This window comes from Solwaraspora sp. WMMD1047 (assembly GCF_029626155.1).
Lineage (GTDB): Bacteria > Actinomycetota > Actinomycetes > Mycobacteriales > Micromonosporaceae > WMMD1047.
Window position 1 is genome coordinate 6252684 of record NZ_JARUBL010000001.1, and the last position, 25969, is coordinate 6278652.

Annotated in this window: 24 protein-coding genes and 1 pseudogene; 16 read left to right on the plus strand and 9 right to left on the minus strand. The window is 71.9% G+C overall.

Annotated features, from left to right (window positions below; genetic code table 11):
- Positions 1-41: 41 nt before the first annotated feature.
- Genes O7627_RS28600 through O7627_RS28615 form a run of 4 tightly spaced genes read right to left on the minus strand, consistent with a single transcriptional unit; the run spans position 42 to position 4069 of the window.
- Entirely contained in the window at positions 42-1091 is a 1050-nt protein-coding gene (locus O7627_RS28600; RefSeq protein WP_347404682.1) for an ABC transporter permease, read from the minus strand.
- Positions 1048-2067 (minus strand): ABC transporter permease, encoded by a 1020-nt coding sequence (locus O7627_RS28605; RefSeq protein WP_278096558.1) that lies wholly within the window; start codon positions 2065-2067, stop codon positions 1048-1050. Before O7627_RS28605 ends, O7627_RS28600 begins: the two co-directional genes overlap by 44 nt.
- Positions 2064-3068: an ABC transporter ATP-binding protein gene (locus O7627_RS28610; protein WP_278096559.1), complete on the minus strand. Its 1005-nt coding sequence runs from the start codon at positions 3066-3068 to the stop codon at positions 2064-2066. The genes O7627_RS28605 and O7627_RS28610 overlap by 4 nt, the downstream gene beginning before the upstream one ends.
- Positions 3065-4069 carry an ABC transporter ATP-binding protein gene (locus O7627_RS28615; protein ID WP_278098471.1) on the minus strand — a complete coding sequence of 335 codons (1005 nt, stop codon included), beginning with the start codon at positions 4067-4069 and terminating at the stop codon, positions 3065-3067. Before O7627_RS28615 ends, O7627_RS28610 begins: the two co-directional genes overlap by 4 nt.
- 170 nt (positions 4070-4239) lie before the next feature.
- Here O7627_RS28615 and O7627_RS28620 point away from each other — a divergent pair, with 170 nt between their 5' ends.
- From O7627_RS28620 to O7627_RS28645, 6 genes are all read left to right on the plus strand, one after another.
- Positions 4240-5706 (plus strand): TldD/PmbA family protein, encoded by a 1467-nt coding sequence (locus O7627_RS28620; RefSeq protein WP_278096560.1) that lies wholly within the window; start codon positions 4240-4242, stop codon positions 5704-5706.
- Positions 5703-7091, plus strand: coding sequence for a metallopeptidase TldD-related protein (locus O7627_RS28625; RefSeq protein WP_278096561.1), 1389 nt, complete (start codon positions 5703-5705; stop codon positions 7089-7091). The genes O7627_RS28620 and O7627_RS28625 overlap by 4 nt, the downstream gene beginning before the upstream one ends.
- Positions 7092-7136: 45 nt before the next feature.
- Positions 7137-7772 (plus strand): hypothetical protein, encoded by a 636-nt coding sequence (locus tag O7627_RS28630; protein WP_278096562.1) that lies wholly within the window; start codon positions 7137-7139, stop codon positions 7770-7772.
- Between the two features lie 284 nt (positions 7773-8056).
- Positions 8057-8881 (plus strand): hypothetical protein, encoded by an 825-nt coding sequence (locus O7627_RS28635; protein ID WP_278096563.1) that lies wholly within the window; start codon positions 8057-8059, stop codon positions 8879-8881.
- 9 nt (positions 8882-8890) lie between these two features.
- The gene (locus tag O7627_RS28640; RefSeq protein WP_278096564.1) at positions 8891-10810 is read left to right on the plus strand and encodes a fumarate reductase/succinate dehydrogenase flavoprotein subunit; all 1920 of its coding nucleotides are present in this window, start codon (positions 8891-8893) and stop codon (positions 10808-10810) included.
- The gene (locus O7627_RS28645; RefSeq protein WP_278096565.1) at positions 10810-11898 is read left to right on the plus strand and encodes a succinate dehydrogenase/fumarate reductase iron-sulfur subunit; all 1089 of its coding nucleotides are present in this window, start codon (positions 10810-10812) and stop codon (positions 11896-11898) included. Before O7627_RS28640 ends, O7627_RS28645 begins: the two co-directional genes overlap by 1 nt.
- A 19-nt stretch (positions 11899-11917) precedes the next feature.
- Here the strand turns inward: O7627_RS28645 and O7627_RS28650 are convergent, their stop codons facing one another.
- Positions 11918-12373, minus strand: coding sequence for a (deoxy)nucleoside triphosphate pyrophosphohydrolase (locus O7627_RS28650; protein WP_347404683.1), 456 nt, complete (start codon positions 12371-12373; stop codon positions 11918-11920).
- Positions 12374-12556: 183 nt separating this feature from the next.
- Between O7627_RS28650 and O7627_RS28655 the strand changes: the two genes are divergently transcribed.
- The 4 genes from O7627_RS28655 to O7627_RS28670 all read left to right on the plus strand — a co-directional run bounded on the left by O7627_RS28655 (position 12557) and on the right by O7627_RS28670 (position 14295).
- Positions 12557-12868 (plus strand): 4a-hydroxytetrahydrobiopterin dehydratase, encoded by a 312-nt coding sequence (locus tag O7627_RS28655; RefSeq protein ID WP_278096566.1) that lies wholly within the window; start codon positions 12557-12559, stop codon positions 12866-12868.
- Between the two features lie 38 nt (positions 12869-12906).
- The gene (locus O7627_RS28660; protein WP_278096567.1) at positions 12907-13272 is read left to right on the plus strand and encodes a PH domain-containing protein; all 366 of its coding nucleotides are present in this window, start codon (positions 12907-12909) and stop codon (positions 13270-13272) included.
- A 146-nt stretch (positions 13273-13418) separates the two neighbouring features.
- Complete coding sequence (locus O7627_RS28665) at positions 13419-14009, plus strand: type II toxin-antitoxin system antitoxin SocA domain-containing protein (RefSeq protein WP_278096568.1); 591 nt, start codon at positions 13419-13421, stop codon at positions 14007-14009.
- Complete coding sequence (locus O7627_RS28670; RefSeq protein ID WP_278096569.1) at positions 14002-14295, plus strand: hypothetical protein; 294 nt, start codon at positions 14002-14004, stop codon at positions 14293-14295. The genes O7627_RS28665 and O7627_RS28670 overlap by 8 nt, the downstream gene beginning before the upstream one ends.
- Before the next feature lie 330 nt (positions 14296-14625).
- Here the strand turns inward: O7627_RS28670 and O7627_RS28675 are convergent, their stop codons facing one another.
- A complete protein-coding gene (locus O7627_RS28675) occupies positions 14626-16074 on the minus strand; it encodes a nitrilase-related carbon-nitrogen hydrolase (RefSeq protein WP_278096570.1) in 1449 nt (482 codons plus the stop codon).
- A 110-nt stretch (positions 16075-16184) separates the two neighbouring features.
- On the opposite strand from O7627_RS28675, the gene O7627_RS28680 reads away from it, so the two are divergent.
- Positions 16185-17690, plus strand: coding sequence for a cellulose binding domain-containing protein (locus tag O7627_RS28680; protein ID WP_278096571.1), 1506 nt, complete (start codon positions 16185-16187; stop codon positions 17688-17690).
- 55 nt (positions 17691-17745) lie between these two features.
- Here O7627_RS28680 and O7627_RS28685 read toward each other — a convergent pair whose 3' ends face one another.
- Positions 17746-20361, minus strand: a complete 2616-nt coding sequence (locus tag O7627_RS28685) for a helix-turn-helix domain-containing protein (protein ID WP_347404684.1) — start codon at positions 20359-20361, stop codon at positions 17746-17748.
- On the opposite strand from O7627_RS28685, the gene O7627_RS28690 reads away from it, so the two are divergent.
- Both O7627_RS28690 and O7627_RS28695 read left to right on the plus strand, forming a co-directional pair.
- Positions 20360-20938, plus strand: coding sequence for a hypothetical protein (locus O7627_RS28690; RefSeq protein WP_278096573.1), 579 nt, complete (start codon positions 20360-20362; stop codon positions 20936-20938). The two genes, O7627_RS28685 and O7627_RS28690, sit on opposite strands and share 2 nt — an antisense overlap.
- Before the next feature lie 134 nt (positions 20939-21072).
- Complete coding sequence (locus tag O7627_RS28695; protein WP_278096574.1) at positions 21073-21654, plus strand: Uma2 family endonuclease; 582 nt, start codon at positions 21073-21075, stop codon at positions 21652-21654.
- 102 nt (positions 21655-21756) lie between these two features.
- On the opposite strand, the gene O7627_RS28700 is transcribed toward O7627_RS28695, so the two are convergent.
- Positions 21757-22002, minus strand: a complete 246-nt coding sequence (locus O7627_RS28700) for a winged helix-turn-helix domain-containing protein (protein ID WP_278096575.1) — start codon at positions 22000-22002, stop codon at positions 21757-21759.
- A gap of 267 nt (positions 22003-22269) precedes the next feature.
- On the opposite strand from O7627_RS28700, the gene O7627_RS28705 reads away from it, so the two are divergent.
- The gene (locus tag O7627_RS28705) at positions 22270-22461 is read left to right on the plus strand and encodes a hypothetical protein (protein ID WP_278096576.1); all 192 of its coding nucleotides are present in this window, start codon (positions 22270-22272) and stop codon (positions 22459-22461) included.
- Between the two features lie 86 nt (positions 22462-22547).
- On the opposite strand, the gene ychF is transcribed toward O7627_RS28705, so the two are convergent.
- Positions 22548-23633, minus strand: a complete 1086-nt coding sequence (ychF, locus tag O7627_RS28710; RefSeq protein WP_278096577.1) for a redox-regulated ATPase YchF — start codon at positions 23631-23633, stop codon at positions 22548-22550.
- 79 nt (positions 23634-23712) lie between these two features.
- Here ychF and O7627_RS28715 point away from each other — a divergent pair.
- A pseudogene (locus O7627_RS28715) lies at positions 23713-25173 on the plus strand (AlkA N-terminal domain-containing protein); the annotation flags it as partial.
- Positions 25174-25325: 152 nt separating this feature from the next.
- Positions 25326-25829: a methylated-DNA--[protein]-cysteine S-methyltransferase gene (locus O7627_RS28720; RefSeq protein ID WP_278096578.1), complete on the plus strand. Its 504-nt coding sequence runs from the start codon at positions 25326-25328 to the stop codon at positions 25827-25829.
- Positions 25830-25969 lie beyond the last annotated feature (140 nt).

Here is a 25969-nt window from a genome sequence, read left to right on the forward strand (position 1 = left end):
CCGGTGTGGTTCTGGTGCGGGTGGTCCGCGTCCCGGCCGGCTCAGCCGAGCCGGATTCTCGGGTCGATCACGGCGTAGCCGACGTCCACCAGCAGGTTGGCGGTGACCACGAAGACCGCGCCGAGCAGGACGGTCGCCAGCACGATCGGCATGTCCAGGTTGACCGCGGCGGTCAACGCGGTCCGGCCCAGCCCGGTGAAGCCGAACACGGTCTCGGTGACCACCACACCCCCGAGGTGGGCGCCGACGTCGAGGCCGGCCATGGTGAGCACCGGGGTGATCGCGGCGCGCAGCGCGTGCCGGCCGTGAACCGCCCGGCGCGGCAGGCCCTTGGCCCGGGCGGTGCGGACGAAGTCCTCGCCGAGCGTCTCCAGCAGCTGCGCCCGGGTCAACCGGGCGTAGGTCGCGGCGTTCACCAGACCCAGCGCCAGCCAGGGCAGGATCAGCGCGGACGCCCAGGCCAGCGGGTCCTCGGTCAGCGGCGTATAGCGCGGGTAGCTCAGCAGGCCGGTCTGGTAGACCAGCCCGAGCAGCAGCAGCGGCCCGAGCAGCAGCATCGGCATCGCGGCACCGACCAGCGAGGCGCCCACCGCCAGCCGGTCGACGAGCGTGCCCCGGCGCAGCGCCGCCAGGGCGCCGACCGCGACGCCGGCCAACAGCCAGAACACCGCACCCCCGGCGACGATGCTCACGGTCACCGGCAACGTCCGGGCGACGATGTCGGTGACCGGTTCGTCGGTGCGGAACGAGTAGCCCAGGCAGGGCGCCGGGCAGTCCCGGGCGGTCAATCCGGTGCCGATCGTCCGACCGGCGAACAGGCCGCGCATGAAGTCGGCGTACTGGTGCGGGATGGGTCGGTCCAGCCCCATCCGGGACTCGATCATGGCGATCCGCTCCGGCCCGCAGACGGTCTTGCTCTCCCCGCACATCAGCTCGGCCGGGTTGCTCGGCAGCACGAAGAAGAGCCCGAAGGTGAGCACGCTCACCGCGAGCAGGGTGCTCGCCGCGAGCAGCAGCTTCCGGACCACGAACCGCAGCATGGCGGCGTCACCCGCCGGACCGCGGATCGAGGGCGTCGCGTACCGCGTCACCGAGCAGGTTGCTGGCGAGCACCAGCAGGAACAGCGTGCCGCCGCCGATGATCGTGAAGCTGGGCACGTCGCGCAGGTAGCGGATGCTCTCGTTGAGCAGCCGGCCCAGGTCCGGGGTGGGTTCCAGCACCCCCAGGCCGAGGAAGGACAGGGCCGCCTCGGCGGTGATCAGGACCGGCACGGTCAGCGAGAGGGCGACCAGGATCGGCGCCCAGAGGTTGGGCAGCAGCTCGCGGAAGAGGATGTGGCCGGGGCCGGCCCCGGCGGCCCGCGCCGCCGCCACGAACTCCCGCTCCCGCAGCGAGAGCACCTGGCCCCGGACCAGTCGGGCCACCCCCGGCCAGTTGAACAACACGAAGATCAACACCAGCAGGAGCGGCCGGAACCAGGTCGCCTCCTCGTCGCGTACGCCGTAGAACCGGTGCACGGCGATCGGCACCAGGGCGAGGCAGAAGAGGTAGAACGGGAAGGCGAGGGCGAGGTCGATCAGCCAGGTCACCACCGCGTCCAGCCAGCCGCCGGCGTACCCGGCCAGGAGGCCGACGGCCGCGCCGAGGGCGACCGCCAGCACCGCCGCGGTGACGGCGATCACGAGCGAGGTACGCAGCCCGTACACCACCTGGATGAAGACGTCGCGGCCGTTGCCGGGCTGGATGCCGAACCAGTGGGCGCCGTCGACGCCGGCGTACCCGAGCGGGAAACCGTTGCGGTCCAGGCGCTCCGGGAACCGGTCCGTCGGACCCGTCCCGTACAGCCGGGCCACCAGCGGCGCGGCGGCCGCCAGCAGGGCGAGGAAGGCCAGCGTGGCGGCGCTGACCAGGGCCAGCCGGTCCCGCCGCAGCCGCCCCCAGGCCAGCCGACCCGGCGACCGGCCCGCACCAGCCCGGGCCAGGTACCCGCCGCCCGCGCCCGCCCGTTCCGCGCCCGCCCGTTCCGCGCCCGCCGGTTCCGCCCCGGTCCCGCCCAGCCCGGTCATCCGGCCGGCACCTCGTCCTGCTCCGGGAAGTGGCAGGCTGCGGCGTGGGTGGTGCCGGGCCGGTGGGTCAATGTCGGCTCCTCGGCCACGCAGATCTCGCGGGCCTTCCAGCAGCGGGTCCGGAACCGGCAGCCGGACGGCGGATCGAGCGGGTCGGCCGGCTCGCCGGTCAGCCGGATCCGGCCGGCGCCGCCGCCCGGACGCCGCAGGTCCGGCACCGCCGAGAGCAGCGCCCGGGTGTAGGGGTGGCGGGGGCGGCGGTAGATGTCGTCCCGGTCGCCGAGCTCGACGATCCGACCGAGGTACATAACCGCGACCCGCTGGCACACCTGCCGCACCACGGCCAGGTCGTGGGCGATGAAGACCAGCGCCACCCCCAGGTCGCGCCGCAGATCGCGGAGCAGGTTGACCAGCTGGGCCTGGATCGACACGTCCAGCGCCGAGAGTGGTTCGTCCGCGACGATCAGGCGGGGGTTGGCGGCGAGGGCGCGGGCGATGCCGATCCGCTGCCGCTGGCCGCCGGAGAACTCGTGCGGGTAGCGGTGGTAGTGCTCGGGTCCGAGCCCGACCAGTTCCAGCAGCTCCCGCACCCGGGCCTCGACGCCACCCGGCGGGCGGATCCGGTTGGCCCGCAGCGGCAACCCGACGATCCGGCCCACGCTGTGCCGGGGATTCAGCGCCGCGGACGGATCCTGGAAGACGATCTGCAGGTCCCGGCGCAGCGGCCGCAGGTCCCGGCGGGACAACCGGGTGATGTCCCGCCCGTCGAAGACGATCCGGCCGGCGGTCGGCTCCAGCAGCCGCACCAGCAGCCGGCCGGTGGTGGTCTTGCCGCAGCCCGACTCCCCCACCAGGCCGAACGCCTCGCCGGCCCGGACCTCGAAGTCGAGCCCGTCGACGGCCCGCACCACCGCGCCCCGGCGGCCGGCGCCGAACCGGCGGAGCGCCGGAAAGTCCCGGGTCAGTCCGGTCACCCGCAGCAGCGGCCCGCCCCCGGTCACCGGGGCGCTCCCGGCTCGTCGGGCAGCGCGGCGTGGATGCGCCGCCGCTCGGCCTCGGGCAGGTGGCAGGCGACCAGGTGGCCGGGGCCGGTCGCCGGCAGCAACCGGGGCGCCTGCCGGGCGGTCTCCGGGCCGGCCAGGTGCGCGTACCGGCAGCGCGGCCGGAACGCGCAGCCGGCCGGCCGGTCGAACGGGTTCGGCGGGTTGCCCGGGATCGGCACCAGGTCACCCTCCGCCGGCCCGGCCAGCGACGGCGCGCTGGCCAACAACCCCCAGGTGTACGGGTGCCGGGCACGCCGCAGCACCTGGTCGACGCCGCCGCTTTCCACCACCCGACCGGCGTACATCACCACCACGTCGTCGGCGACCTGGCTGACCGCCCCGAGGTCGTGGCTGATCAGCACCACCGTCATGGCCAGTTCGGCGCGCAGCTCGGCGAGCAGCTCCAGCACCCGGGCCTGCACGGTGACGTCCAGGGCGCTGGTCGGCTCGTCGGCGACCAGCAGCCCGGGACCGTTGACCAGGGCCATCGCGATCATCACCCGCTGCCGCAGACCACCGGAGAGTTCGTGCGGATACTGGTCGGCCCGCCGGGCGGGCTGCGGCACCCCGACCCGCCCGAGCATCTCGACCGCGCGCCGCCGGGCGGCCCGCCGGCCGGCACCGGGATGGTGCACCCGGTAAGCCTCGGCGACCTGTCGTCCGACCCGGTGGTGCGGGTGCAGCGCGGCGAGCGGATCCTGGAAGATCATCGACAGCTCCCGGCCGCGTAGCCGGCGCAGCTGCGCCTCGGGCCGACCCACCAGGTCGCGGCCGCCGACCTCGATCCGGCCGGTGACCGTGCTCCGCTGTGGATCGTGCAGGCCGAGCAACGCCAGCCCGGTGGCGCTCTTGCCGGAGCCCGACTCGCCCACCAGCCCGAGAATCCGGCCGCGCCGGGCGGAGAAGGAGACCCCGTCGACCGCGGGCAGCGCCCCGGCAGAGGTGTCGAACCGCACCATCAGATCGCGGACCCGCAGGTAGGGCGGTTCCGCGTCGTCCACAGTGCCGTCCGCGCCGTCCGCTCGCCGGCCCTCCTCCCCGGTTGGAACCTACAACAGCCTTCCGCTGGCCGCCCGGCCAGCCGGCCGGATCTCGAAAACCGTCGGCGGCCTCGATTAGGGTCGGCGTCATGACCCACTTCGAGGCGGCGACCGCCGCGGTGCAGGCGGCGCTCGACGCGGGCGCCCGCTACGCCGACGCGCGGGTGATGCACCGCCGCTACGAGTCGATGTCGGCCCGCAACGGTGCGGTCGAAGAGCTGACCCAGGACGAGAACGCCGGCATCGGCGTCCGGGCGCTGGTCGGCTCGGGGTGGGGCTTCTACGCCGTACCCGATCTTTCGCCGGCCGCGGCGCGGGCGGTCGGGCAGCGGGCCGCGGGCATCGCGGCGGCCAGCGCCCTGGTCCCCAACCGGGTCGGTGCCGGCCGCCGGGGGACGGCGGGCGAGGCGGCCCTGGTGCCGGTCGGTGCCGGCACCGCCTCCTGGGCCTCGACCTGCCTGATCGACCCGCTCTCGGTGGGGCTCTCCGACAAGGGAGACCTGCTGGCCACCGCCACCGCCACCGCCCGCGACCACGGCGCGGACCTGGCCGAAGGGCTCTACCAGATCTGGGACACCCGCAAGTGGTTCGTCTCCAGCGAGGGTCACCGCATCGACCAGCACATCCGCGAGTGCGGCGGCGGCATCTCCGCCACCGTGGTCGGCGACGACGAGACCCAGCGCCGCTCCTACCCCAGCTACCGGGGGCAGTACGGCACCCAGGGCTGGGAGCTGGTCGAATCGCTCGACCTGACCGCCCACGCGGCGCGGATCGCCGAGGAGGCCCGGCAGCTGGTCACCGCGCCGCTCTGCCCGGCCGGCGAGACCACCCTGATCCTCGGCGGCGAGCAGCTCGCCCTGCAGATCCACGAGTCGGTCGGGCACGCCATCGAGCTGGACCGGATCCTCGGCTGGGAGGCCGCCTTCGCCGGCACCTCCTGGCTCGACCTGGACCAGCTCGGCAGCCTGCAGTACGGCTCCGAACTGATGAACATCACCATCGACCCGACCATCCCCGGCGCGCTCGGCAGCTTCGGCTTCGACGACGAGGGCACCCCGGCGCGGAAACGCGACGCGGTCCGGGAGGGGCGCTGGGTCGGGGTGCTCGCCGGCCGCGACTCGGCCGCGGTGGCCGGCCTGGACTACGCCGGCAGCGTCCGGTCCGACGGCTGGGCCCGGTTGCCGATGGTGCGGATGACGAACGTCGGCCTGGAGCCCGGACCGCACACCCTCGACGAGATCATCGACGCCACCGACGACGGCGTGCTGATGGACATCAACCGGTCCTGGTCCATCGACGACCAGCGGCTCAACTTCCAGTTCGGCTGCGAGGTCGGCTGGGAGGTCAAGAACGGCCGGCGGGGGCGGATGCTGCGCAACCCGACCTACACCGGGATCGGGCCGCTCTTCTGGCGTTCCATGGACATGCTCTCCGGCGAGAGCGTCGCGTGGGGCACCCCCAACTGTGGCAAGGGCCAGCCGGGCCAGATCGGGCACACCGGGCACCCGGCCGCCCCGGCCCGGTTCCGCAACGTCCGGGTAGGAGTACGCGGGTGACCTCGAACATCGATCTCGCCGGCCGGGTCGTCGAGCTGGTCCGGCAGGTGGCCGGTCCGCGGGCGCAGGCGGAGGTGTCGGCGACCCACCAGGCGCTCGCGCTCACCAGGTTCGCCAACTCGTTCATCCACCAGAACGTCGCCGAGGCGACCACCACGGTCCGGCTCCGGCTGCACCTGGACGGCCGTACCGCCGCCGGTTCGACCACCGTGACCGGCGGCGACGGGCTGCGGGCGCTCGTCGAGCGGACGGTGGCGGCGGCCCGGCACTGCCCGCCGGACCCGCACTGGCCGGGGTTGGCCCCACCCGCGCCGACCGTCGGCACCGGCCGCTGCGACGAGCCGACCGCGCAGGCCACCCCGGCCGAGCGGGCCGGGCGGATCCGGGCCTTCGTCGAGGCGGCCGACGGGTTGGAGACCGCCGGCTACTGCCGCACGACCTACTACTCGGGCAGCTTCGCCAACACCGCCGGGCAGTCGGTCGAGGGCGAGAGCGCGGAGGCGGCGATGGACGGCATCGCCCGGGTCGACGGCGCGGACGGGATGGCCCGGGTCGCCGCCGACCGGCTCGGCGACCTGGACGGCGCGGTCCTGGGCCACCGGGCGGCGGTCAAGGCCCGTGCCGGCGCCGCCCCGGTCGAGGTGCCACCCCGGCCGTACGAGGTGGTGCTGGAGCCGACCGCGGTGGCCGACCTGCTCAGCAACCTGGCGATGTACGGCTTCAACGGCAAGGCGTACAACGAGCGGCGGTCGTTCGTCGAACCCGGGTCGGCGCAGTTCGACCCGGCCATCACCCTGGTCGACGACCCGCGGGCGGTGCCGGCGCTGCCGTTCGACGTGGAGGGCACCCCGCGGCGGCGGCTGACCCTGGTGGACGCCGGGGTGACCCGGGGCGTGGCGCACGATCGGCGGACCGCCGCCGAGGCCGGGTCGTCGTCCACCGGGCACGGCACGACGAACAGCGCCACCTGGGGGCCGATGCCGACAAGTCTCGGCTTCGCTCCCGGCCCCGGTGCGGCGGATGCGGCCGGGCCGACCGAGGTGGCCGGCCCGATCGTGGACTCCGACACCGCCGCCCTGGTGGCCCAGGTCCGACACGGCCTGCTCGTCACCGACCTCTGGTACACCCGGGTGCTCGACCCGAAGAGCCTGGTGCTGACCGGTCTGACCCGCAACGGAGTGTGGCTGATCGAAGACGGCGAGATCACCACCGCGGTCCGGAACCTGCGCTTCACCCAGTCCTACCCGCAGGCCCTCGCGCCGGGGTCGGTGCTGGGGGTGGGCCGGTTCCCGGTCCGACAGCCGGACGGCTGGGCCGGTGCCTGGTGGACCGGGCCGGCCCTGCGGCTGGCGTCCTGGAACTTCACCGGCGGCGCGTCCGGCTGACCGCCGGGTCGCCGACATCGACAGATCGGTGTTTGACTAGGTGACGTGACCGACCACGCGCACACCCCCGACGGCGAGGACCACCCCCGGCAGGCCGAGGCCGAGACCGGCGCGCCGGCGAATGAGCCGGAGCGGCGGGCGCGGCGACGGCGGTTGCTGTGGATCGGGTTGGCCGTGGCTGCGGTCGTCGTCCTGGTGGTCTGCACCGGCTTCGGCGCGCTGGCCGCCGGGGTCGGACGGCTGGTCCGGCACGCCGACGACGCCAAGCAGGCACAGAGTCGGGCCGAGGCGGCCTGCCTGGCCCTGGAGCGGCGGCTGAACCGTCTGGCCCCGCCCGGTTCGGCCGGCGACCCGGGCCGGCGGGCGGCGGCGATCCGGGACGAGAACGCCGCGGTGCAGCCGTTCCTGTCCGAGGTCGACCAGTTGCGCGGCCACTGGCTCGACGACGAGGACGACGGCGACCGGATCGGAACCGGCCGGGGCTGGGCCGACGGCTGGCGGGAGCTGGTGAACGCGCGGACCAGCTACGCCGACGCGCTCGACCGGCAGGTGACGAACGGTGAACCGGCGTTCTTCATCGCCCCGCAGGACCGGCGCGGCCGGCCGCTGCTGGACCGGCTGGAACGCGGGCCGCACGAGTGTGCCGGCCCGGCCCGGCGGCTGGCCGCACCCGACCTGTGACCCCGGCCGCCGGCAAACAGGCCGCCGGCCAGTGAAGTTGTGCACATCCGCCGGCAGATCCGCCGGCAGGACTTTCGTAACCGGCGGGACACACGCGAGACTCCCTTGCGCATGTGGCGGAGTACGCGCGGCGTAACGTGTGCACCGAACTGCGCCGGGCACCCCCGGGCGCGGGTTCGGCAGGTACCGCTGGCGCGGCGGTCCTCTCCTGCCCCCGCGCGCTCGGCCGGAACACCATTCGCGCCCGTCAGCCAGACCGGGCCCCGTCAGGGAGACATAGGTTCATGACAACGAGGTCGGCCACTACCACGGCCCCAAGACCGGCGGGCGGTGCGCGGGAGCGCGCCGCGATCGCGGCCAAGACGTTGCGTACGGATCGCTGGTGGTTCGCTCCGGTGATCACGGTCATCGGTCTCGGCGCGTGGGTCACCTACGCCACCGTCCGGGTCTTCATGCACGACTTCTACTGGGTGCAGGAGTACCACTACCTGACCCCGTTCTATTCGCCGTGCGTCACCCAGGCGTGTATTCCGGAGGCGGCCCACTTCGGCCGTATCCTGCCGGGCTGGTGGATCATCCCGGACGCCGCCCTGACCCTGCCGTTCCTGCTGCTGTTCCGGCTGACCTGCTACTACTACCGGAAGGCGTACTACCGGTCGTTCTGGCTGTCGCCGCCGGCCTGCGCGGTTCCGGACGGCCACCAGAGCTACTCCGGCGAGACCCGCTTCCCGCTGCTGTTCCAGAACGCCCACCGCTACACCTTCTACGCCGCGGTCGTCATCTCGCTGATCAACTCCTGGGACGCCATCCTGGCCTTCAACGGGGAGAACGGCTTCGGCCTCGGGCTGGGCAACCTGATCCTGCTCGGCAACGTGGTGGCGCTCTGGGCGTACACGATCTCCTGCCACTCCTGCCGGCACATCGTCGGCGGCCGGCTCAAGCACTTCTCCAAGCACCCGGTCCGGTACCGGGCCTGGGGGTTCGTCTCGGCGCTCAACGGCCGGCACATGCAGCTCGCCTGGATCACGCTGGGCACCCTGGCGTTCACCGACTTCTACATCATGGCGCTGTCGGCCGGCTGGTTCGGCGACCTGCGGTTCATCAACTGAGGGCCTGACATGACTGAGCGAATCGAACGACACCACTACGACGTCGTGGTCATCGGGGCCGGCGGCGCGGGGCTGCGGGCGGCGATCGAGGCCCGGCTGGCCGGCAAGCGGACCGCGATCATCTCCAAGTCGCTGTTCGGCAAGGCGCACACGGTGATGGCCGAGGGCGGCGCGGCGGCCGCGATGGGGAACGTGAACAGCCGCGACAGCTGGATGGTGCACTTCCGCGACACCATGCGCGGCGGCAAGTTCCTGAACAACTTCCGGATGGCCGAGCTGCACGCCAAGGAGTCGCCGCAGCGGATCTGGGAGCTGGAGACCTACGGGGCGCTCTTCGACCGCACCAAGGACGGGAAGATCTCGCAGCGCAACTTCGGCGGCCACGAGTACCCCCGGCTGGCGCACGTCGGCGACCGGACCGGCCTGGAGCTGATCCGGACCCTGCAGCAGAAGATCGTCTCGCTGCAGCAGGAGGACAAGCGGGAGTACGGCGACTTCGAGGCCCGGATCAAGGTCTTCGCCGAGACCACCATCACCGAGCTGCTCGAAGACGGCGACCGGGTCGCCGGGGCGTTCGGCTACTACCGGGAGTCCGGCGGGTTCGTGCTCTTCGAGGCGCCGGCCGTGGTGCTGGCCACCGGCGGGGTCGGCAAGTCGTACAAGGTGACCTCGAACTCCTGGGAGTACACCGGCGACGGGCACGCGCTGGCGCTGCGGTCGGGCGCCAACCTGATCAACATGGAGTTCCTGCAGTTCCACCCGACCGGGATGGTCTGGCCGCCGTCGGTGAAGGGCATCCTGGTCACCGAGTCGGTCCGCGGTGACGGCGGGGTGCTGAAGAACTCCGACGGCAAGCGGTTCATGTTCGACTACGTCCCGGACGTGTTCCGCAAGCAGTACGCCGAGACCGAGGAGGAGGCGGACCGCTGGTACACCGACCCGGACAACAACCGGCGCCCGCCGGAGCTGCTGCCCCGCGACGAGGTCGCGCGCGCGATCAACAGCGAGGTCAAGGCCGGTCGCGGTACGCCGGCCGGCGGGGTCTTCCTGGACATCGCGAGCCGGCTGCCGGCCGAGGAGATCCGTAAGCGGCTGCCGTCGATGTACCACCAGTTCAAGGAGCTGGCCGACGTCGACATCACGAAGCAGCCGATGGAGGTCGGTCCGACCTGCCACTACGTGATGGGCGGCGTCGAGGTCGACCCGGACAGCGGCGCGGCGGTCGGTCACGTCCGCGGGCTCTTCGCGGCCGGTGAGGTCTCCGGCGGCATGCACGGCTCGAACCGGCTGGGCGGCAACTCCCTGTCGGACCTGCTGGTCTTCGGCAAGCGGGCCGGCCAGCACGCGGCCGAGTACGTCGACGCGCTGCCGGCCCGGCCGAAGGTCGCCACGGTGGCGGTGCAGGAGGCGGTCGAGGAGGCGCTGGCCCCGCTGTCCCGGGACACCGGCGAGAACCCGTACACCCTGCAGCAGGACCTGCAGGCGGTGATGGGCGACCTGGTCGGCATCATCCGCCGCAAGGGTGAGCTGGAGGAGTCGCTGGTCCGGCTGGCGGAGCTGCGGGAGCGGGTGGCGAAGGTGAGCGCGGCCGGCGGCCGGCGCTACAACCCGGGCTGGCATCTGGCGCTGGACCTGCGCAACATGCTCGTCGTCTCGGAGTGCACCGCGAAGGCGGCGCTGGAGCGGGAGGAGTCCCGCGGCGGGCACACCCGCGAGGACTTCCCGACCATGGCGCCCCAGTGGCGCACGGTGAACCTGGTCTGCTCGCTGGACGGCGACAAGGTGCGGCTGGAGCACAAGCCGGTGCCGAAGATGCGCGGCGAGCTGATCCAGCTCTTCGACCGCGCCGAGCTGGGCAAGTACCTGACCGACGAGGAGATGGCGGACTTCGACGCCCTCGCCGGCGACGCTGAAAGGACGGAGAGGTAATGGGCAGGCAGAACTCGCCCGGCGAGGCCGGCAAGGCCGGCTCGACCCGCCACTTCAAGGTCTGGCGGGGCGACGCCGACGGCGGCGACCTGCAGGATTACCAGATCGAGGTGAACGAGGGCGAGGTGGTCCTCGACGTGCTGCACCGGCTGCAGGCCACCGAGGCCCCCGACCTGGCCTGCCGGTGGAACTGCAAGGCCGGCAAGTGCGGCTCCTGCTCGATGGAGATCAACGGCAAGCCGCGGCTGAGCTGCATGACCCGGATGTCGACCTTCGAGGAGGACGAGACCGTCAGCGTCACCCCGCTGCGGACGTTCCCGATCATCCGGGACCTGGTCACGGACGTCTCGTTCAACTACGAAAAGGCCCGGGAGACGCCGGCCTTCGCGCCGCCGCCGGACCTCGCCCCGGGCGAGTACCGGATGCAGCAGGTGGACGTGGAGCGGTCCCAGGAGTTCCGCAAGTGCATCGAGTGCTTCCTGTGCCAGAACGTCTGCCACGTGGTCCGCGACCACGAGGACAACAAGAAGGCGTTCTCCGGCCCGCGCTACTTCATCCGCGCCGCCGAGCTGGACATGCACCCGCTCGACGACAGGACCGACCGCAAGGAGTACGCGCAGGCGTCGCAGGGCCTCGGCTTCTGCAACATCACCAAGTGCTGCACCGAGGTCTGCCCCGAGCACATCAAGATCACCGACAACGCGATCATCCCGATGAAGGAACGCGTCGTCGACCGGCGGTACGATCCCCTGGTGTGGCTCGGTAGCAAGATTTTCCGGCGCGGCCAGGGTGACCAGGCCGCCCCCGACCCGACCCTGGGCGTGGTGCACTCGCACGCCGGTGGCTCCGGCGACCCGGCCGCCGAGGCGGAGGCCGAGCGGGGTGTCAACTGGCACCGGCAGGTGCCGCAGCCCCAGGGTGCACCGGTGGACGAGCGCGGCAAGCTGCCGCTCAGCGAGCTCACCTTCGACCGCCCGGCCGCGCCGTCACCGTTCGGCGACGACGTGACCTTCCCGCTGCCGCCGGACGAGCTGAACTACGCCCACCCGAAGCAGGACCAGCCCGACCCGGAACGCGACAAGCACTGAGGCCCAGGCGGCGGGGGTGTCACCGGCGTTCCGGTGGCGCCCCCGTCGCCGTAGCGGCGGCCAGCAGCGGCCGCAGGGCCGCCACGATCGGGGCGTCGGCCGGCAGCCACTCCACGCTGTCCAGCTCGTCGGCCGCCAACCAGCGAAGCTCGGAGTGCTCCAGCGCCCGCGGCTCGTCGTGGCCGACCAGTCGGGCCAGGTAGATCTTCAGTACGGAACGCCCATGCGCCATCCGGACATTCCGGCCGATCCGGTCGCCGATCTCCACCCGGACGCCCAGCTCCTCGGCGCACTCGCGAACCAGCGCCGCCACCTCGCTCTCGCCGGGCTCGACCTTGCCGCCGGGAAACTCCCACCGGCCGGCGAGCTCGGGCGGGGCGGATCGGGCGCAGGCCAACACCCGACCGGCCATCACGATGGCCGCGCCCACGATAATCTTGATCTCGCGGCTCCGATCTGCCCGTTCGGTCTGCACGGGCGTCCAGGGTGCCAGATCAATCGGTAATTCGGGTGCCTGAGCCGTCCCGTCGTACACCAGAAGACGGAAATGTGGACGTGGACACACCAGCCATCCAGCGACAGACTAGGGGCACCAACTAAGACACGGGACGGCGACGATTTGGCCACAAGCCGGCAACGACGCCTGGGAGGTGTGCCGATGCGTGCTCTCTGGCGCAGCCGAGCAGAGCGCGACTACCTGAGCGATGCACTCACCCTACTGTCTGGCTGGACCCGCGAGGGGCCCCAGATAAAGCGCACGCTCACCCTGGACGACTCCCAGCACGCCGCACTCACGGAACGTATCAAGGTCGTCGCTGATGCGTTGCATCTGCGACCCGAGATCCGCCGCCTTGACGGGCACACCCAGGTCCGGGTCGGCTGTCGGGACGGCACCGGGATCACGGAGCGCGAGGTCACCCTTGCCGCCCGGATCGAGGACGCGTACCGCGCGGTCACCGGCGCCCAGTGACCGGGCGCCGGTAGCGGGCACTCTCTACCCTCGGGATCATGGCCAACAACGTCACGTACGACCGGCGGGAGCAGTACCAGCAGATCCAGAGCGGTCTGCTCGACGGCGAGCAGGTGATCGCGGTCTACGACGCGATCGGCACCGGCACCGGCTTCATCGGCCTCACCAACCGCCGGGTGATCATCCAGGACAAGTCGTTCGTCGGCAAGAAGTTCGCCATCACCAGCATCCCGTACTCGAAGATCACCAGCGTGAGCGTGGTCAGCAACAAGTCGTGGGGCGGCTCGTTCTTCTCCACCGGCGCCATCGCCATCCACGTCGGCACCCACACCTACGAGGTCGAGTTCCGCGGCGACCAGAAGAGCCACCACGTACATAACGTCATCCTCCACTACATCTCGTGAACGCCACCGAAGTCAGCAATCGAACATAAGTTCGATTGCTTCTTCCGGATCCGCTAGGATGGGCAGCAAACCGCCACGTCACGCCAGGGGCAACCGCACGGCAGGTCGACGATGCGGATCTAGAGTGACTGGAGAGGGGGTGCCAGATGGTTTCGGTGCACGATGTCGCCGCCGCGCTGATCGATCGGCTGGGCGAGATGACGGCGATGAAGCTGGAGAAGCTCGTGTACTACTGCCAGTGTTGGCATCTCGTCAAATTTGAGCATGTCCTCTACGACGAACAGATCCAAGCGTGGCGGGAGGGACCCGTCGTGCCCGCGCTGTACCGTCTGCATCGCCAGCAGTACAAGATCGCCGCATGGCCGAACGGCCAGGCGTCCCGACTCAACGACGAGGCCCGAGCGACCGTCGAATGGGTGGCCACGAAGTACGGCGCCTACTCCGCCACCGAACTCTCCGACATGACGCACCATGAGTTGCCGTGGCGTGCGGCCCGCGCCGACCTGCCGGACAGCGCCAACTCGACCAACGAGATCCGCCGGGACATCATGGCCACGTACTACTCCCGCCAGCGTGTCGGCGCGGAGTCGGCTGTCACACTGGCCACGGCTAGCGCAGCCCTGGAAGGCGTCGATCTGGACGTCGAGTGGCAGGACCGCCTCAGAGACGTCGCCTCGGGCGTCATCAGCGCCGACCAGTTGATCGCCGACGAAATCGCTCGCTCCAACGGTGTCTGACCCCTACTCCTGGCCGGGCACCGACTGCCTGCGCAACAAGCTAGGTATCCGCGAGCCGGAGCGGCTTGCCGCCCTCGAAGCGAGGATCGTCAGCGTCCGTGAGGTGGAGGTCTCGCGAGAGACCATCCCAGGCGACTACAACCTGCAACACCTCAAGTCCTTCCACGGCGCCCTGTTCGGGGATGTCTACGACTGGGCAGGTGAGACCCGGCGGGTGGACATTTCCAAGCCAGGATCCCGCTCTGCCACTGGCGCTTTGTCGACGACGAGGCGAGCGCCGTCCTGACCGGGCTCGCCAACGACGGCCGGCTTATCGGATATAACCGATCCGCCTTCGTCCAGTCGCTCGCCTACTACTACGGGGAGCTGAACGCCAGACACCCGTTTCGCGAGGGGAACGGCAGGACCCTGCGCGCGTTCCTCCGACAGCTCGCCGCCGCAGCCGGATTCCATCTCGACTGGTCAGAGCTCAGCCAGGAGGACAACATCCGGGCCTGCCGGGCTAATCTGTTGACCGCCGACACGAAGCTTCTGGTCGAGGTTCTGGACCCGGTGGTGCGGCGCATCTGACCTGAGCTCGTTCGGCAACCAGACGGCAGGCGGACTCCGGCGTACCTCAGGTTGTGATTCTGTCTATCGGGACGGCCAGCAGGATTGTCGCGACCAGGCAGGACCAGGCGAACCAGTCGCCGAATCGCGCGTAGTTGGTCTGGCCGGCGGCCGGTGTCACCGCCGCGTCGATGGCGACACCCTCTCCGGCATCGGCATCGGCCGGCACGGTGGAGACCTCCGCGACGATCCGGCCGAAGGCGTCGCTGACGGTGGCCCGACCACCGCGCGCCGCGCGGGCCACCGGGATGCCCGACTCGACGCCGCGCAGCACGGCCATCCGGCTGTGCAGCCAATCGTCTCTCTCGAAATCCCAGGCCGGCGCAAGCAGTAGCCCCGCCCCGCCCCGCCGGTACGACCGGACCAGCGGAGCGAAGTCGAGGTCCTTGCAGACGGCGACGCCGGCCCGGGCGGCACCGACCGACACGAACAGCGATTTGCGCCCCGGCCGGTACGCCGCCTCCAGGCCCGGCAGCAGATGCCGCTTCGCGTAGCACTCGGGCGGACCTCCCGCGTCCCGCAGGACCGCGGCGACGTTCGCCGAACCGTCCGGGCCACCGTGCCGGACCGCCCCGACCACCACCGGTACGCCAAGTTCCGCCGCCACCGCACCGAGCGGCCGGAGCCCGTCGGTGAACCCGGACTCCGCGATGACGAAGACCGCCTCGGGCAGGACGACAGCCTGCACGCCCCGACCGGCCAGCCGGCGCACCAGCCCGACGTAGCCGGTGAGCAGTGCCGCGCCCTCGGCCGACTCGATCGGCACCGGCAGCCCGGCCTGCGGGACGACCGCCAGCCCGACCCGCACCGGAGCACCGGCACCGACGCGGGCTCGTCGCGTCCGCCCGTACCCGTACGCCACCAACGGCAGAATCGTCCCGACCAGTAGCGCGGCGAGCCGTTGACCGAACGTGCCGACCGGTGCGATGGCGGCGGCCACCGCCGCGGCCGGCGTTACGACAAGCGCGGACACGCCCCACACTCCGGTCAACGCGGCGACACCGACCACCCCCGGCCGGTCGGCCTGCGAGTAGGCGATGCTCCACCAGGCGCCGTGCGGCGACTTCACCGACACCAGGAACTCCATCGCCGCCCAGGCCAGCGGCAGCGCCCACGCTGCCGCCAGCAACTGGCCGTCGACCAGGTGGACCCGGGTCAGGCCGACGACGGCGGCGACCAGCAGCGCCCCACCCGAGATGTGGGCGGCGACCAGTGGGCGCGGAACGCGCAGGTCCTTGGTGAAGTACGACCAGAGGCCGAGCTGGCCGACCAGCCACGCGACCGCCGCCACTCCGACCGCCAGCTGCCACGATGCTCTGGGGGCGTACACCAGCAGGGGAAGCGGTGCCGCCCAGGTCGCCAGCGGCACCGGCCGCAGGCCGGTGCCCCGGTGAAAGCACGCGCCGGACAACAGCGCCACGCCGATGCCGGTAACGGCCATCTCCACAGCGGACATCGGGCGAACCTAACCCACGCAGGCCGCCGGCCGGCAGGACCGCCGGCAGAATGACTCCTGCCGGACGTCCTGCCTGTCCCCGCAACTCCGCCGTCGCTTGACTCATAGCCATGACACCACTCTGGAAAGTGATCAGCCGTGCGATGGTCGCGGGCGGCCTGGTCGGCTCGATGGCGTTCGTCGGCCCCGCTCCGGCGTACGCGGAATCCGCGCAACCGGAGGCTGCCGGGTCCATCCTCGACGTCATCCCGGCGCCGACCGTGGAGCAGATGGTCGCCCAGGTCCCCTTGGTCGACGCGGCGAACGTCATCCGCACCGCCGTGGACAGCGCGCCGGTCCGCGGCTATGCCGGCATCGGTCTGGTCGATGACCACGTCACCCTCTGGTGGAAGGGTGCACTGCCCGCCGACATCGCCGCGGCCGTGAACGCCGCCCGGCGCACCGCGCCCGTCGAGGTGGCCGAGGCGACCTACTCCCGCGCCGAGCTGCGCAGGGCGGCGGCCAAGCTCAGCCCGCTGGTGGACGCCGACCCGGCGGACGCCAGCCACGCGGTCCGGCTGCGCACCGACGGCGCCGGGATCGAGGTCGCCGTCGACGACACCGCCGGCGCGAAGCTGCCGAAGCTGCCGGCCACCGCTGTGCGTACCACGATCGTCGAGAGCGACCGGATGGTCGAGCGGTCGCGGGCCGACGACGCGGCGCCGTTCGACGGCGGGTCGGGGATCGGTTTCACCACTCCCGGCTGCACCGCCGGCTTCGGCGTCCGCAACCTGAGCACCGGCGCGGGCTACGTTCTCACCGCCGAGCACTGCGGGGCGGTCGGCTCGCCCTGGCACGTCGGCTGGAACTCGACAACCAACAGCGGGACGCTCGTCGGGTACGCGGTCGCCAGCAACGACGACCACGACACGATGCTCATCGGCACGTCGGCGCCCGGCGACCACATCTACGTCGGCGGTCAGCACGACGAGGTCCGCGCCCAGGTGGTCGGCTGGACCGAGGTCTACCCCGGCCAGCTGCTGTGCCAGTCCGGCTACACCTCGGCCGGCGTGCTCGGCGGCCCGATCTGCAACCTGCGGGTCGACTACCACTACACCGACTTCGAGGACCTGGTCGAGGCCACCCAGCTCGACGGCGATGAGTCGGCCCGGGGCGGCGACAGCGGCGGCCCGGTCTACGCCGTCAACGCCGACGGCACCGTGCTCGCGGCCGGCACCACCACCCGCTCACTCGGCCCGGGCTTCGGGTTCCAGGACTTCGCCACCGCCCGCGACGACTACGGCGACATCGTGCCGGCGACGGCGATCGCCAGCTCCTGCCGGGTCTCCTTCGTGGTGACCGACTCGTGGAGCACCGGCTACACCGCAAGTGTCACCGTCTACAACGACGGCCCGGCCATCAACGGCTGGTCGCTGGGTTGGGCCTTCCCTGGCGGTCAGACCATCCAGGGCCACTGGAACGGGGTATTCCAGCAGACCGGCTCGGCGGTGACCGTCGGCAACGAGAACTACAACGCCGCCATCCCGACCGGCGGCGCCGTCAGCTTCGGCTTCACGGCGAACGGCTCCCCGGCTTCGCCGGCACCGTTCACCCTCAACGGCACCGTCTGCAACTGACCCTCTCCACCCGCACCGGGTCCCTCGCGTCTGCGACGGGGCCCGGTCTGTCCGGTCAGGACTCGGCGAGTTCCCGCCAGAGGGTGGCCCGCAGCGTCCGGACCTCCGGGGCGTCCAGCTCGCCGCACCGGTCGAGCGCCTGCCGGAGCAGCAGCCGGGCGTCGGTCACCCGGCCCGGATCCGCGCCGGCCAGCGCGGCGAGCCCGTGCAGGGTCTGCGCCTCCCACCACGGGCAGGAGAGTGCGGAGAACAACGCCAGCGCCTCGCGCAGCGCCTCGGCCGCCGCGCCGGCCTCGCCCAACGCCTGCAGTGCGAGGCCGTACCGGTGGGTTGCGGTTGCCTCGCTGAACGTCGCGCCGCACCGGTTGAAGATCAGCCGGGCGCGGGTGTACTCGTCGGCGGCTTCCCGCCAGCGGCCCAGCCCGGCCAGGGCGGCGCCGAGCGACATCATCGCGCCGGCCTGGGCCACCGCCGCGCCGGTGCGGCTGAGGCCGTTGCCTCGGCAGTAGAACGCCAACACCTCACGGTGCAGTTCGGCCGCCTCGGCGAACCGCCCGAGCGCGGCGAGCGCGCCGCCCTGCATGCTCACCGCGCCGTACTCGCCGAGGGCGTACCCGATCTCGCGGAAGAGCCCCACGGCCCGGCGGCAGTGGTCGATGGCGGAGCCGGCGCGGCCGGTCCGGATGAGGATCGCGGCGGAGTAGGTGAGCGCCCACGCCTCCTCCCGGCGGTCCCCGATCCGCCGGGCCAGCTCCAGCGCCCGGTCCAGTGCGGCCAGCCCGTCGGCGTTGCGGTCCCGGCAGAAATACCGGGCCCAACCCAGAAAATTCAGGAGTACGGCTTCGTCGCGCGGGCTGCCGACGGCCTGCGCGGCGGACACCCCCAGCGAGAAGATCTCGTCCCAGGAGTGCCGGTGGGTGTTCGCGTCGGAGTACCAGTGCAGGGCGCGGGCGACCGCGACGACCTCGGCGTGCCGGCCGCGTCGGGCCGCGTCGCGAAGCGCCGCCAACCAGTTGGCCGATTCCCGGTCCAGCCAGTGTGCCGCCGCCCGGTCGTCGTCGAACGGGCAGTCGGCCCGGCAGGCGACCGGTTCGAACATCGCCCCGGCCTGCCGGGTACGCCGCAGCAGCCAGCCGACCATCTGGTCGTGCGCCACCGCCCGGCAGGCCGGTTGTTCCTCGACGTCGAGGCGTTCCTGGGCGTAGAGCCGGACCAGGTCGTGGAACTGGTACCGGTCCCCCAGGGTGAGCAGGATGCCGGCCTCGACCAGCTCCTCCAGAGCCGCCGCGGCGGTCTCGGTGTCGGTGCCGGCGACGGCGGCGACCAGCGCGGGTTCGAAGTCGGTGCCGGGAATCAGCGAGGCCCGCCGGAACACCCCGGCGGCCACCGGCTCCAACTGCCGGTACGACACCTCGAACGCGGCCCGCACCCCCAGGTCTCCGGCGGTCAGCACGGTGAGCCGGCGACGCTGGTCGCGCAGCAGGTCCGCCAGCCACTGGACCGACCACTGTGGCCGGCTGGCGAGCCGGTTGCCGGCGATCCGGACGGCCAGCGGCAGCCGGCCGCAGAGCTTGACGATCTGGTCGGCGGCGGCCGGTTCGGCGGTGACCCGGTCGGTCCCGACGATCGCGGCCAGCAGCAGCCGTCCGGCCGCCGGGGTGAGCAGGTCGAGCTGTTGGCGGACCGTACCGGCGAGTCCGGCGAGTGGGCGCCGGCTGGTGACGAGCGCCAGGCAGCCCCGCCCGGCCGGCAGCAGCGGGCGGATCTGGGCCTCGTCGGCGGCGTTGTCCAGCACCACCAGCAGCGACCGGTCCCGGGTCAGGGTGCGGAACAGGCCGCCCCGGTCGGCCGGCGACACCGGTATCCGGTTCTCCGGGACCCCGAGCGACCGCAGCATCGCGGCCAGCGCCTCGGCCGGGTCGAGGGGTCCGTCCGGCGCGGCACCCTGCAGGTCGACGAAGAGCTGCCCGCCGGTGAAGGCCGGGCTGACCCGCTGTCCGGCCGTGACGGCGAGGCTGGTCTTGCCGATCCCGGGCGGGCCGTGCAGCACCACCACCGAGGCGGTGTCGGTCCGCCCGGCCGTGATCTTCGCGGCCAGCGTGGCGAGCAGTTCCAGGATCTCCGACCGCCCCGCCAGGTCCGGGACGGCGGCCGGCAGTTCCCCGGGTACGGCGACAGCCGCCCGGTCGTTCGGTTGCCGGTCCCCGCTGGTCGACTCGGCGCGGTCCCGGTCCGCCCTGGCCGGTTCTATGGAGCGGTCCCGGTCCACCCGGGCCAGTTCGACGAAGCGGTCGCGGTCTGCCCCGACCAACCGCAGGGCGTCGGCGAGCAGTGCCACGGTGCGCCGTTGCGGGCTGCGTACCCGTCCCCGTTCCATTTCCCGGATGCCGCGGACGCTGGAGCCGGCCGCTTCGGCAAGCTCCTCCTGGGTCAGCCTCCGCTCCAACCGGAGGGTCCTGAGTAGATCTCCGAACTGGTCACGCTGCACCTGACCTGTGGGCATGCTCCCCCAACCACCCCGACGCACGCACTCACGTAACGGTGTCAATGCTCGCATGCCGCAGACCGGAACCGGTATCTGTTGCGTACGGAGTGTGAGTACCACCATGGCCAATCCGTGACGAGTCACCGGGATCCGGGAGCCATCCGGCGGGCTATAGTTCACGGCCATGGATTCCCGGAGTCAGGCGCGAGTCTCCGACCTACCTGCCGAGGTCAGCGGGTCGACCCCGGCCCGCCGTCGGCGGCGCCGGATGCCGATCCTGATCGCGGCCGCGCTGCTGTTCGTCCTGCTGACGGCGGTGGCGGTCACCTATCTGGCCGGGGGCTTCCACGAGGACGGCCGGTTCGCCGCCGAGCCGCCGGCCTGCGCGACCGTGGAGGCCAGCCTGCCGCTGCTCGGGACGGACTACGACGCCAAGCAGACCGGGGCCAACAACTGCGAGTTGTTGTATCCGCCGGACCACCCGGACTACATCCCACACCCGAAGATCAACATCCAGTTGTACGTCGCGACGCCGCGGCGCGAGGACGCGCCGGATGCGGCCAGCCGCCTACTCAAGGACCTCGGGACCAGCTTCCAGCCGCTGCCGGGCATCGGCGAGGAGGCGTACGTCCGCAACCGGGACGTCTTCTTCCGGGTGAGCAACCTGGTGGTAGGCGTCGTGGTCTACCCGCTACAGGACAGCTCCGACGAACAGGTCCACGCCTTCGCCGCCGACCTGGCCGACCGCCTCGCCACCACCTGAGCGCAGATCTCCAAGATCAAATGATGAAAAGGGCCGCCATAGCCCTCCACCACAGCCGTTTTCATCATTTGATCTTCGCTTCCCCGGCAGCGCGATGGTCCAGGCCAACGTTTACTCAATGCTACGGTGACAACATGACCGCGGTGCCCGAGTGGATGCACCCGCCCCGCGTTGAGGGGTGGTTCGCCGACGACCTCGACCACCTTCCCGAAGCGCCGCGTCACACCGAGTTGATCGATGGAGCCCTCGTCTTCATGATGTCCCCCCAGCGGGCCTGGCATGCCCGGCTCGTCACCGCACTGGTGCTCTCCCTCTCGGAACAGGCGCCGGCAGGCATTGAAGTCGAGCGGGAGATGACGATCCGACTGGACAATCGAAATCGTCCCGAGCCAGACCTTCTTGTCACCACGGCGCCCTACGCTCCGGACCGCACCTACTACACGCCCGACCAGGTGCTCATGGTTGTCGAAGTGGTCTCGCCGGAGTCGGCGCACCGCGATCGGGCAGTCAAGCTACGCAAGTACGCTGAGGCCGGAATCGCGAACTACTGGCGCGTCGAGGAAGAGGACGGGCTGCCGGTCGTCCACACCTATGAACTCGACGGCCCCACCCGGTTGTATGCGCCCGCCGGGATCCACCGCCACGAGCTGCGCAGTCCTACACCGTTCGCGATCAAGCTCGACCTGAACAGGCTGCTTCCGGCCCGCAAACGCTGACCGTCAACGCGCGTCGGCCAACTGTTCAGCGAATGAGCGCGGCGACCACGGGTCGATCATGCCATCGAACTCTCAACCAGCACGGCCTGCTGTCCACGCTAGTCAAGAACTTTCAAGCGGGACGTGCCACCCGATGCCGGGCACCATGACCGCCAAGCCGTCGGCCGCCAGCGCGTCCATCGCTTTCGAGGCGGTCTCCCTGGCTACTCCGTGGGTCTGAGTGAGGGTCTTCTCGGACGGGAGCCGGCTACCCGGCGGGTACTCCCCGGCCTCGATCGCCGCACGCAGGATCGCCGAGAGCTGCCGGTACCGCGGTACCGGCGACATCGGGTCGATCTCTGCCGTCATGGCTTCATCATCGGATGCAGAACGAGCACCTACGGCAATAACGGCACCCAGGGCACCCTAGGCAACCTAGGCCGGTCGGCGGTAATGTCGGGCTAGATGGCGGCCCCGAGCGGCGCGGACACGCCAACCCGGGGCCTTGATCGGACATGGGAGGTCCGACCCGATGAACAGTTTCCCTGTCCCACCGGACAAGCCGGCGCCCAGCCGGCTGTTGGCGCTCCACCCGCCCAGCACGGGTACCACTGCCGCGAACGGGAGGTGTGCCTCGTGACGGTCCTCGCGGTCGGTCCGCGTGAGCTGCCAAGAACGGAAACAGTCGAGGTGTGGTTTGACGCCGGTAGCGGCTGGACCGGACAACGGCTGACGGTTCCCGTGCGGCGGCTGACCCTCTCCGATCTTGACCGGGGAGAAGGTTCGACGGCGCTGTATGTGTACGAATCGAACGACTGCCAGGACTGACCCATTCATCTGGTAGGCGCGGCGGAGCCCTTGCGCGACACGCTCAAGGGCTCCGCCGCCGGCTCCGCCTCGTCGGTCCCGCCGGATCAGACGTTGAATCTGAACTCCACCACGTCGCCGTCGCGCATCACGTAGTCCTTGCCCTCGATGCGGACCCGGCCGGCCGCCTTGGCCGCCGCCATCGAGCCGGCCGCGACCAGGTCGTCGTACGAGACGATCTCGGCCTTGATGAAGCCGCGCTGGAAGTCGGAGTGGATCACCCCGGCGGCCTCCGGGGCGGTCGCCCCGACCGGAATGGTCCAGGCCCGCGCCTCCTTCGGCCCGGCGGTCAGGTACGTCTGCAGCCCGAGGGTGCGGAACCCGACCCGGATCAACTGGTCCAGCCCCGGCTCGGCCTGCCCGATCGACTCCAGCAGCTCCCGGGCCTCGTCGGCGGGCAGATCGATCAGCTCGGACTCGACCTTGGCGTCCATGAAGACCGCCTCGGCCGGGGCGACCAGGGCCCGCAGCTCGTCGAGGAAATCGGGGTTGGCCAGCTCGTCCTCGTCGACGTTGAAGACGTAGAGGAAGGGTTTGGTGGTGAGCAGGTGCAGCTCGCGCAGGTCGGCCAGCTCGATGCCGGCGGCGGCCGCTCCGGCGTACAGGGTGACGCCGGTGTTCAGCAGCTCGCCGGCGGCCTTGGCGGCGGTGACGACGGGGGCCCGGTCCTTGCGAAGCTTGGCCTCCTTCTCCAGCCGGGGCAGCGCCTTCTCGACGGTCTGCAGGTCGGCCAGGATCAGCTCGGTGTTGATCGTCTCGATGTCGTCGGCCGGGGACACCTTGCCGTCGACGTGCACCACATTCGGGTCGGAGAAGGCCCGCACCACCTGGCAGATGGCGGCCGCGTCGCGGATGTTGGCCAGGAACGCGTTGCCCCGGCCCTGGCCCTTGGAGGCGCCCCGGACCAGGCCGGCGATGTCGACGAACGAGACCGGCGCCGGCAGCACCTTCTGCGAGTCGAAGATCTCGGCGAGTTTGTGCAGCCGCTCGTCCGGCAGGCCGACCACCCCGACGTTGGGCTCGATGGTGGCGAACGGATAGTTCGCGGCGAGCACCTGGTTCTTGGTCAGCGCGTTGAACAGGGTGCTCTTGCCGACGTTGGGCAGGCCGACGATGCCGATGGAAAGGCTCACGGGAGGCCAGCTTACGCGCCGGGCGGCGAGGTCCGATTTCCGCCAGTCAATCGGCGGCGCAGGGGGCACCATCGAACCCGTGGAGTTAGATTTCGAGCGGTGCTACCGGGCCGTCGACAGCCGGGACCAACGGTTCGACGGCCAGTTCTACACCGGCGTGACCTCGACCGGGATCTACTGCCGGCCGTCCTGTCCGGCGTTGACCCCGAAGCGGGCCAATGTCCGGTTCTTCCCGTCGGCGGCCGCCGCCCAGCGCGCCGGGCTGCGGGCCTGCCGGCGGTGCCGACCGGACGCCGCACCCGGGTCGCCGGACTGGGACGTGCGGGCCGACGCGGTCGGCCGGGCGATGCGGCTGATCGCCGACGGGGTGGTGGACCGCGACGGGGTGCCCGGGCTGGCCGCCCGGCTGGGTTACACCGAACGGCACCTGCACCGGATGCTCACCGCGCAGCTCGGCGCGGGTCCGCTCGCGCTGGCCCGGGCCCAGCGGGCGCAGACCGCCCGGATCCTGGTGGAGACGACCGAGCTGGGGCTGGCGGAGATCGCGTTCGCGGCCGGGTTCGGCAGCGTCCGACAGTTCAACGACACGCTCCGCGAGGTCTTCGCGACCACCCCGTCCGAGCTGCGCGCGGCCGCGCACCGCCGCGCGGACCGGCCAGTCGGCGCGGGCGTGGTGAGCCTCCGGCTCGCCTACCGGCCGCCGCTGCACACCGGCGCGCTGCTGGACTTCCTGGCGCTGCGGGCCATACCCGGCGTCGAGCAGGTCGACGGCGGCACCTACCGGCGCGGGCTGCGGCTGCCGCACGGGCCGGCCGAGATCACGCTCACCCCGCTGCCCGGCCACGTCGCCGCGACGCTGCACCTGACCGACCTGCGCGACCTGGCGCCGGCGGTGGCCCGCAGCCGCCGACTGCTGGACCTGGACGCCGACCCCGAGGCCATCGACGCCACCCTCGCCGCCGACCCGGCACTCGCCGTCCCGGTCGCCAAAGACCCGGGGGTACGCGTCCCGCGCGCGGTCGACGGCTTCGAGATGGCGGTCCGGGCCGTGGTCGGCCAGCAGATCTCGGTCTCCGCCGCCCGCACCGTCCTGTCCCGCCTCGCCGCCGCAACCGACCCGCCCGGCGACGCCGACGGCGCGCCGTGCCCCGGGCCGGCTGCCGGCGGGCTGCGGGCGTTTCCGTCGGCCGACGACCTGCTCGGGTTGCCGGACGAGGCGTTCGGGATGCCGGTCGCCCGGCGGGAGACGCTGCGGGCGCTGGCCCGCGCGGTCGCCGACGGCTCGCTCGACCTGGACCCGGGCACCGACCGGCAGGAGCTGGTCCGCCGGCTCACGGCACTGCCCGGGATCGGCGCCTGGACGGCCGGTTACGTGGCGATGCGCGGAGCCGGCGACCCGGACGTGTTCCTCGGCACCGACCTAGCGGTGCGCCGGGGGGCGGCGGCGCTCGGCCTGCCCGACGACCCGGCGGCCCTGACCGGATACGCCGCCCGCTGGCGCCCCTGGCGCTCGTACGCGGTGATCCGGCTCTGGACGGCGGGGGCGCCACCCGCCACTGCGCACGAAACCGACCCGGGGCACCAGACCGACCCGACGCACGAGACCGACCCGACCCACGAGAACGACCCGACGCACGAGACCGACCCGACCCACGAGAACGACCCGACCCGCCGAAACAGATGGAGAAACCGGTGACCGACACCCTCTACGCCAGCACCACAGATACGCCCGCCGGCCCGCTGACCGTGGTCGCCGGCCCGGACGGGGCGGTCCGGGCCGCCGGTTTCACCGCCGAGGTGGAGCCGCTGCTGACCCTGGTCCACCCGGACCTGCGCGGGCCGGTGCGGACCCGGCCGGAGTTGGGTCCGGTCAGCGACGCCGTCCGGCGCTACCTCGACGGCGACCTGGCCGCCATCGACGAGGTCCCGGTCGCCCAGCGCACCGGGGGCGTGTTCCTGCCGCACGCCTGGCAGGTGCTGCGCGGGGTGAAGGCGGGCGAACCCGTCACCTACACCGGCTTCGCCGAGCTGGCCGGCCGGCCCGCCGCGATCCGGGCCGCCGCCGCGGCGTGCGCCCGCAACGCCGTGGCGCTCTTCGTCCCCTGCCACCGGGTGGTCCGCACCGACGGCGGGCTCGGCGGCTACCGGTGGGGGCTGGAGGTGAAGAAATGGCTTCTCGGACACGAACGCCGGTGACCGGCAGGTGACGGGAAGCCGACTCTTCCCGTATCAAGATTTGCCGATACCTTCGAGTAGTGCCCCCGGACGGTGTCGACGCCCCCCGCCCGGGAACCGACCGGCACCGACCCGACCGGCGGGCCGGCAACAGTCTCTGG